Source organism: Enterobacter cloacae complex sp. 6730903, assembly GCF_048283985.1.
Lineage (GTDB): Bacteria > Pseudomonadota > Gammaproteobacteria > Enterobacterales > Enterobacteriaceae > Enterobacter > Enterobacter hormaechei_C.
On sequence record NZ_JBLVXX010000016.1, the window covers coordinates 91680 to 99766 of the forward strand.

Below are 8087 nucleotides of genomic sequence, written 5' to 3' on the forward strand. Positions count from 1 at the left end.
CATGACAACGGCATTGAATACAATGCAGCCTGCGCGTCTGGCAATATTTATTGCTCTCGCGCTTGCTGGTGTCTCTCCCACGCTGCATGCCAGTGAGACGTTTAATACGGAACTGGTAGAGCTGGATAATCCCGGAATGGGAAAAGCAGATTTATCTGCCTTTGAATCCGGCTCACAGGCGCCCGGGACATACCACGTTGATATTATTCTTGACGATCGGCTGCTGGAAACGCGGGATATTCGTTTTATGGCAGTGAAGGATGCTAACGGCAGTGAAACGTTGCAGCCGTGCCTGAGTATCGGGCAGTTAAAAGCGTGGGGCGTGAAAACGGCGCTTTTCCCGCAGCTCGCCGCCGGGGAAGGTAAATGCGCCGATCTCAGTGCGATTCCACAGGCCAGCGCGGATTTCCAGTTTGGCGCCCAGCGCCTGGCGATCAGCATCCCACAGGCGGCCATAGACCTGCCAGCGAGAGGTTACGTTCCGCCGGATATGTGGGATGAAGGCATTACCGCGGCCATGCTCAACTACAGCCTGAGCGGGGCGAACAGCCGGGCAAGAAGCGGGGCAGGCACCCGCAGCGACAGCCAGTATGCAAACCTGCGGCCGGGGATCAACGTTGGCCCCTGGCGGTTACGCAACTATACCACCTGGTCCCGCGATGCGTCCGGCCAGGATAAGTGGGACAACGTCTACACCTTGATGCAGCGCGCGATCATTCCCCTGCAAGCCCAGTTTACGCTCGGGGACAGTTCCGCGCCTGCCGATGTCTTTGACAGCATGCCGTTTCGCGGCGTCCAGCTGGCGTCCGACGACGATATGCTGCCGGATTCCCTGAAAGGCTATGCGCCGGTGGTGCGCGGTATTGCGCGAACTAACGCGCAGGTCGTGGTGCGTCAGAATGGCTATCAAATCTACCAAAGCTATGTGGCGCCGGGCGCGTTTGAGATCGCGGACATGTATCCCACCGGCGGCGCGGGCGATCTTGATGTCACGATCGTCGAAGCCGATGGCAGTGAGCAACATTTCACCCTGCCGTACGCTTCGCTGCCGGTCCTGCAACGGGAGGGACGCCTGAAATATGCCCTTACCGCCGGGCAGTATCGCTCGTATAACCGTAGCGTGGAGAAAACCCCCTTCGGGCAACTGACCGGAATTTACGGCCTCCCGCACGGCATCACGCTTTATGGCGGCGTTCAGGGGGCAGATAAGTACCAGTCAGCGGCTCTGGGGGTGGGCAAGAACATGGGCGATCTCGGGGCTGTATCCGCAGACGTCACTCAGGGCTGGTCAACGCCGGAACATACCGCGAAAACAAGCGGTCAGTCGTGGCGGGCCCGATACAGCAAGAATTTTATCACTACCGGGACGAACTTTTCGATTGCCGGGTATCGCTACTCGACCCGCGGCTATTACGGGATGCAGGACGTCCTCGATTCGTACGGCGACAGCAGCGCGCTTCAGGACAGGCGGCGTAACCGTGCCGAGCTGACGATGAGCCAGACGCTGGGGGACAACCTGGGCGCGCTTACCCTCAGTGCGGCGCGGGAAGATTACTGGAATGACGGTAAGTCGATGGCTTCGTGGAGCGTCGGTTATAGCAACTACTGGCACAACATCAGCTATGGCCTGACATGGACCTACAGCAAAAATGTCCGCTCAGCGTCAGAGACCCGCGACAGCCAAAAAAACGCTGACCACGACCAGCTTCTGGCGTTCAACGTCAGCATTCCGCTGGATAAATTTTTGCCGCAGACATGGGCTAACTATGGCATGAACGCCAGCAGCAATAACGGGACGACGCATAACGTCGGCCTGAACGGAGTGGCGCTCGAAAACCGTTCCCTGAGCTGGAACGTACAGCAGGGATACGGCACAGAGGGCGTGGGGAATACCGGCAACGTGAACGTGGACTATAAAGGCGCCTGTGGCGAAGTCACGGCAGGTTATGGTTATGACAAAAACAGTGAACGCCTGAATTACGGGCTGCAAGGCGGCATTCTCGCCCATGCTGATGGCATCACGCTTTCCCAGCCGCTGGGGGAGACCAGTGTCTTAATCAAAGCCCCTGGCGCCCACGATGTGGATATCCGCAATCAGCCCGGTGTACGGACCGATTTTCGCGGATATACGGTCGTGAGCAACCTTTCTGTCTACCGGAAAAACGATCTCACCCTCGACCCGGAAAATATGCCGGACGATGTCGAGCTGGAGATCAACACCCGCACGGTGACGCCGACGCGGGGAGCGGTGGTGAGAGCCGATTATCTGCCGAAGTCAGGACGCCGGGTGCTGATGACCCTGACCGACAACGACCGCGCCGTTCCGTTTGGGGCGGTGGTCACCCTTGTGGGTGATGACAGCGGCAGTTTTATTGTCGGCGATCGCGGTCAGGTCTATTTAACCGGGATGCGCGAGCAGGGAACGTTAGTCGCCACATGGGGAAGTCAGGCCAGCCAGCAATGCCGCGCTGTTTTCACGCTGCCGAATCACTCAACGTACGGTGGGATCGCTGATATGCGCGCCACCTGCCGTCAGGAACGCTAACATGAAATGTCTTAAGACGATGCTGCTGCTCTGTTTGCTCGCGGCGGCAAATATGGCTCGGGCCGGTACCTGCACCACCATCACCCCGCAGCTTTCCACCCTGTCCGTGGGGACGATCAACGTGCAGCGCGATGCGTCTGTCGGCACGGTGGTATTTTCCGGCGCGGCGTCAGCCACAGGCTCCTATCTTACCGGGTGTACGAATCCGCTGATGCTGGGATTCAGCATGCGCTACAACGGCGCTACGTTGAGCAGCTACGGCAACCATGTTTACAACACGAACGTCAGCGGGATAGGGATACGCTTTTCTTCCAACGGCTATTTTGAAAACCCGAGCAATACGTTCTCGTACAATGCGCAGACCTCCTATGTGGACTGGTACGGCGGGAGGATTGAGCTGGTGGTGACGGGGCCGGTCTCATCGGGGGCATTAACGCCGGGTGTGATTGGCGTCGTAACGCTTCAGGGAAGCGACGGCCTCTACCGTGACGGTCTGACCACGCAGCTCACCTCCGGCACCATCAATGCTCTGGCGTGCACGGTAAATACGGCCCAGCTGACGTTTCCGATAGGGGATATTCCCGCTTCGGCGTTCGGCTCCACAGTGGGCACCACGCCAGCGGGAGCACAGAACACGCAAAACCTGGGTCTGACCTGTGCCGCCGGAACCAATATTACGGTCTCGCTCAGTGGAATACAGAATCCGGACAGCGCCAATACCAGCGTGATGGCCTTAACCGGGCAGGGAAATGCCGGCACTGCGAAAGGGGTAGGGGTGCAGCTTATCTATAACGGTGCACCGCTGGTGATGAACAGCCGACTGTTTTTGCGGCAGTCTGCCGGGGGGCAAGAGACATTGCCACTAACGGCCCGATATTACCAGACGTTAACCCGCGTGGAGTCAGGTTCAGCGAATGCCTCCGCCACCCTTAATGTGACCTACCAGTAGCAGGTAAGAAGATGAAAATAAGATGCTGGACACTGCTTTTACTTGCCTTACTCAGCGGGAAGGTATGCTCCGCTGATAGCGTCAACATCGGTGTGACGGGAAATATCGTGGCGTCGCCGTGCATATTTAATGGCGGCAGTAACAGCCTCGATGTCAACCTGGGCAATATTCAGGCAACCAATATGGCGACGCCGGGCTCAACATCGGATCCGGTGCCTTTCAGTCTGCTGTTTACCCAGTGCCCAACGGGAACGCAGAGTGTGACCGTCGCTTTCACCGGCAGCCCCGATCCCGAGGCGGGCGCGGACTATTTTATGAACAGCGGTTCGGCCACGCATGTGGCGATAGCCATGCGCGATGCCCAAACCGGTGCGCTTAAAGGAACAGGCTCCAGCATGACCCAGACCATTGCCGCGGACAGAACCGCGACATTGGCTATGCTGGCCTCGGTAACATCCATGACGGGCGGCGCCACGCCGGGAAGCATCAGTGCGGTTGTTATGATGACGATGCAGTACAACTGAATGCCGGTGATAAGCCTTTTTTAAAGACGTTGGTGTGAACTATGTTAAATATTCTGATTCAGGAAACGGATCTGTTTTTTCAGGCTGGGCTACAGAGCTTTTTCGACGATTTTTTTAAGCATAACTTTCATCGCTCCATTACATTTCACCTGGCGCTGACCAATGAAAACGTCAGCCAGGCCGATATTATTGTTCTTTCATTATGTCAGGGGGAAACGCTGACCTGTTTTCCGGAGTTACTGGCCAGGCAAAAAGGCATTGTGATAGGTCTCGTTGACGATGAGCAGCGCTTTTCGGCGCTGCCTTCCTGCTTTCAGGACATCATTTTTCTCCCGCGCCGGGCGTCGCTTGATCGTATAAGCGGCGTTCTGTTTATTGCGTGGTTCGCAACGCAATTACCGGGTTACACCTGGAATAAAAAGACCTGTTTCGACTGCCAGCATAAAGGTTTATCCCGGCAACAGATTCGTATTATGGTCAATTTTTACCGGGGGCTGTCGGTGGTGCAGACCGCAAACGCGTTGCAGATGAGCGAAAAAACGGTCTTTACCCATAAATATATGATGATGCAGAAATTTAATCTGCGAAGCGATTACGAGCTGATCGTACTGTTGAGAAGGCTGATGGAGAAAAAAAGCCGACCGAACCTGCTTCGCGATTACCTGGAAAATAATTATGCACAACAAATAGCCTGAAACGGCAGCGGATAGCGGGCCGGGCAGCGATAGCCACCCGGCAATGCAGTTAAACGTTAACCGCAGCGATCAACCGCGTCTTCATGGTCTGGTATGAGGAAGCCGCAAAATCCTCCGCCCGGCGCTGGTCCTCGATCGCCTCCAGCTGCACGGCGCAATACTTCGTTTCCGGCGTTCTGGAGATCGGGTCGAGATTATCCTGCGTCAGCTCATTACAGGCGCCAATCCACCACTGGTAGGTCATATAGATTGCTCCCGCATTGATGCGCTCGCTGATGCTGGCGCGGGTGATCACTTTACCCCGGCGTGAACGCACCCAGACCAGCTGGCCCTCGGCAATCCCCCGTTCATCCGCGTCCGCCGGGTTGATCTGCACCCGGCCCGGCTCGTCGGCCAGGCTTTGCAGCGCCGCGCAGTTCCCGGTCATTGAGCGACATGAGTAGTGACCCACTTCGCGCACCGTGCACAGTACCAGCGGGTAATCCGCATCCGGTATCTCCGCCGGGGCGCGCCAGGGGGCGGCAAATAGCTGGCCTTTGCCAGTGGGGGTGTCGAACTGATTATCCTTGTACAGGTAGGGCGTGCCGGGATGATCGAGGGTTGGGCAGGGCCACTGCACATGGCCCATCTCGCCCATTTTTTCGTAGGTCACGCCGTAGAAGAGGGGGCACAGCTCGCGCATTTCGTCCCAGATCTGCTGGTTATCCTCGTAATGCATGGGATAGCCCATCTCCGTGGCCAGCAGGCTGATGATCTCCCAGTCGCGCTTCACGTTGCCGCTGGCCTCAATGGCTTTGCCGAAACGCTGGAAGCCGCGATCGGCACAGGTGAACACGCCGGCGTGTTCTCCCCATGAGGTGGCTGGGAGCAGCACGTCAGCCACCTCTGCCGTTTTGGTCATAAAGATGTCCTGAACCACCACAAAATCGAGCGCCTCAACGCCGCGGCGGACCAGACCCAGATCGGCTTCTGTCTGAAGCGGATCTTCCCCCATGATGTAATATGCTTTGATCTTACCTTCCAGCGCGAGATGCGGCACTTCGGTGATACGCGTTCCGACGCGATCGTCCATCCGGTTGACATTGATTTTCCACGCATCGGCAAATTTCAGTCTGACCGCCGGATCAGTGACGTCCTGGTAGCCGGGGAACATATTGGGCAGAACGCCCATATCGCAGGCACCCTGAACGTTATTTTGCCCGCGAACCGGACCCACGCCGACGGCAGGGCGGCCCAGATTGCCGGTCAGCAGCGCCAGGCTGGAGAGACCTTTCACCACATCGACCGCCTGACCAAACTGCGTGACGCCCATTCCCCACATCACCGTCGCTGAAGGCGCCGCCGCGAACATGCGCATTGCCTGACGAACATCCCGCGCGGGGATCCCCGTCAGATGTTCAACCTGCTCGGGGGCGTAATCTTTTACCGTCAGCCGGTACGCCTCAAGCCCTTCGGTAAAGCGGGCAACGTAGTTTTTGTCGTACAGTTCCTCTTCCAGCAGGACATAGCCAAAGGCATTGACCAGCGCCATGTTACTGCCATTTTTTAACTGAAGATGAAGATCGGCAATGCGTGCCGTTTCAATATGACGCGGATCGCAGACGATGATTTTAGCGCCATTTTCACGGGCTTTAAGCACCCGTCGGGCGACGATGGGGTGAGAGTCGGCGCAGTTATAGCCGAATACCAGCAGGCATTTTGAGTTTTCAATATCGTTAATGGAATTGCTCATGGCGCCGTTGCCGAGGGTCTCCTGTAAACCGGCAACGGACGGACCGTGACAGACGCGGGCGCAGCAGTCGACGTTGTTAGTATTCAGCACCGCACGGGCAAATTTTTGCATCACGTAGTTGGTCTCATTGCCCGTTCCCCGCGAGGAACCCGTGGTCATAATGGAGCGAGGGCCGTACTGTTCTTTGATGCTTTTAAGCCTGTGAGCGGTATAGCGAATGGCTTCTTCCCAGGTCACAGGGGTAAAGGCCTCGCCTTTGCTGTAGCGGATCATGGGCTGCGTCAGGCGGGGGGTAAGCAGCCGTGTATCATTAAGAAAGTCCCAGCCGTAGTACCCTTTCAGGCAAAGCGTGCCCTGATTGGTTACGCCATCAGCGGCTTCGGCACGGATAATCCGGTTATTTTCAACGACGAGGTTTAGTTTGCAGCCTGCACCGCAGTAGGGGCAGACGCTGGCGATTTTTTTCATCAATAACAGACCTGTTAAGAAATGAAGCACTGTTTACTGGAAAGCCCAGTCCCTTAGTGGACTAAGCAGGATCCATGCCACATTCAGGGTGCTTGATTAACAGGGTGTTAGGCAAAAGAGGGCGTGTCATCGTCAGTCTGTTCGTCAGAAGTGACGATGACACGCTATCCGCAGGGATGGGAAGAGAGAGGCGTTAAAGATCGTCCATGGTGTAACCGACGACAATTTCCAGCGTCTTGCGGATCACATCCGCCTTAACGACATCGTCGGTGGATTCCAGCGTCTGGATCAGCCAGAGAATGATCGCTTTGTTGGTCAGATGACCTTCGGAAGCAAGAACACAACGAACCGCAGTCGAAAAAATGGCAGACTCTTCAGCAAAGCGATCGCCTGCGTGACGGAAATACTCCGACAACGCGCTATCTAAAAAGGCGGAGTGGTATTCGGGTTGAAGCTGAATATTTTGTCTCATTTGTTCTCACCGTAGCTGTAAAGTTGTAGTCAATGTATCTTTTTGGGATCGGACGGTTTTCCATTTCCAAATAACGGCACTACATTGTCTCGGTTATTTTTGAGAGATCCCTCTCTCGATATTCGTCCTTGTGCGGTTCTGCGACCTTTAAAAGCGACCGTGCCAGAGCTGATTTCAGCTATCACTCGCGCTAATGTCTCCCGCCGCTGGGGATCCTTTTCATATGCTTGCATGTTACGCAGACGCTGAATCAATCCCTCGGTCGTCACGGGACCGCGCTCCTTCAAAAGTGAAAGAGCGGCTTCTCCAATAAGCTGGTCGATCAGTCTGTCCGCATCACTGCTCTTCATAACATTAACGTTCGAAGAGCAGGCCAAGAAGCATGTGATAATGATGTTCCTCTTCCGGGCCATTGGCCTTTTCAAGGCGACTTAATAGTTTTGTGCAGAGCGATTTGCGATTCAGATTCCGCCCGTCGCTAAGGATTTCAACAACAACCTGACCCAATGTTTCCTGTTGAGTAGGAAGCGCGGCTTTTTCGAAGTACTGCGCAATTGCTGTTGCTGAGTCTGCGAAGTGTCCGTTCTGCTGCATGTTTCGCTCCTGTAAATTTTCGTAATCAGTAACGTTACATTTAAGGTATACCTGTCTCTTATACACATCTGACGCTGCCGACGACTAACCTCGGGTGTAGATCTCGGT

8 protein-coding genes are annotated in these 8087 nt (G+C 55.8%); 4 read left to right on the forward strand and 4 right to left on the reverse strand.

Annotation, left to right across the window (positions count from 1 at the left end):
• Position 1 precedes the first annotated feature (1 nt).
• From ACNQ0W_RS11150 to ACNQ0W_RS11165, 4 genes are read left to right on the forward strand one after another with little or no spacing between them, the layout of a single operon-like run.
• Complete coding sequence (locus tag ACNQ0W_RS11150; protein ID WP_062932573.1) at positions 2 to 2545, forward strand: fimbria/pilus outer membrane usher protein; 2544 nt, start codon at positions 2 to 4, stop codon at positions 2543 to 2545.
• 1 nt (position 2546) lies between these two features.
• Positions 2547 to 3494: a fimbrial protein gene (locus tag ACNQ0W_RS11155; RefSeq protein ID WP_062932574.1), complete on the forward strand. Its 948-nt coding sequence runs from the start codon at positions 2547 to 2549 to the stop codon at positions 3492 to 3494.
• Positions 3495 to 3505: 11 nt separating this feature from the next.
• Positions 3506 to 4018: a fimbrial protein gene (locus tag ACNQ0W_RS11160; protein ID WP_062932575.1), complete on the forward strand. Its 513-nt coding sequence runs from the start codon at positions 3506 to 3508 to the stop codon at positions 4016 to 4018.
• A 41-nt stretch (positions 4019 to 4059) separates the two neighbouring features.
• Positions 4060 to 4713 (forward strand): helix-turn-helix transcriptional regulator, encoded by a 654-nt coding sequence (locus tag ACNQ0W_RS11165; protein WP_062932576.1) that lies wholly within the window; start codon positions 4060 to 4062, stop codon positions 4711 to 4713.
• A 49-nt stretch (positions 4714 to 4762) separates the two neighbouring features.
• On the opposite strand, the gene fdhF is transcribed toward ACNQ0W_RS11165, so the two are convergent.
• The 4 genes from fdhF to ycgZ form a co-directional block, all read right to left on the reverse strand.
• The gene (fdhF, locus tag ACNQ0W_RS11170) at positions 4763 to 6913 is read right to left on the reverse strand and encodes a formate dehydrogenase subunit alpha (protein WP_062932577.1); all 2151 of its coding nucleotides are present in this window, start codon (positions 6911 to 6913) and stop codon (positions 4763 to 4765) included.
• Between the two features lie 193 nt (positions 6914 to 7106).
• Complete coding sequence (locus ACNQ0W_RS11175) at positions 7107 to 7385, reverse strand: biofilm/acid-resistance regulator YmgB/AriR (RefSeq protein WP_003857748.1); 279 nt, start codon at positions 7383 to 7385, stop codon at positions 7107 to 7109.
• Positions 7386 to 7414: 29 nt separating this feature from the next.
• A complete protein-coding gene (locus ACNQ0W_RS11180) occupies positions 7415 to 7735 on the reverse strand; it encodes a hypothetical protein (protein WP_062932578.1) in 321 nt (106 codons plus the stop codon).
• 4 nt (positions 7736 to 7739) lie between these two features.
• Entirely contained in the window at positions 7740 to 7979 is a 240-nt protein-coding gene (gene ycgZ / locus ACNQ0W_RS11185) for a regulatory protein YcgZ (RefSeq protein WP_045349022.1), read from the reverse strand.
• Positions 7980 to 8087 lie beyond the last annotated feature (108 nt).